1 protein-coding gene is annotated in these 228 nt (G+C 32.0%); it reads left to right on the top strand.

Annotation, left to right across the window (positions count from 1 at the left end; all coding sequences use genetic code 11):
* Positions 1 to 62: 62 nt before the first annotated feature.
* Positions 63 to 228 (top strand): hypothetical protein (locus VJI77_RS07820; protein WP_442953982.1); only part of this gene is annotated, 166 nt, incomplete at its 3' end.

Below are 228 nucleotides of genomic sequence, written 5' to 3'. Positions count from 1 at the left end.
ATTGATCAATAACATAGAGGAAGGGAGTGGACTCCTTGTTGGAATTAAATAATTTTGATGCAATGAAAATTGGATTAGCTTCACCTGATAAAATAAGAAGTTGGTCAAGAGGAGAAGTTAAAAAACAAGAAACCATAAATTACAGAACCTTAAAACCTGAAAAAGATGTTCTTTTCTGTGAAAAAATATTTGGACCGGTAAAAGACTGGGAATGTAATTGTGGTAAGT

Origin of the sequence: Parvimonas sp. D2 (genome assembly GCF_035282635.1) — a bacterium.
Lineage (GTDB): Bacteria > Bacillota > Clostridia > Tissierellales > Peptoniphilaceae > Parvimonas.
Note: the sequence above shows the minus strand (reverse complement) of the source record. Positions and strands in the feature narration are given on the sequence as shown.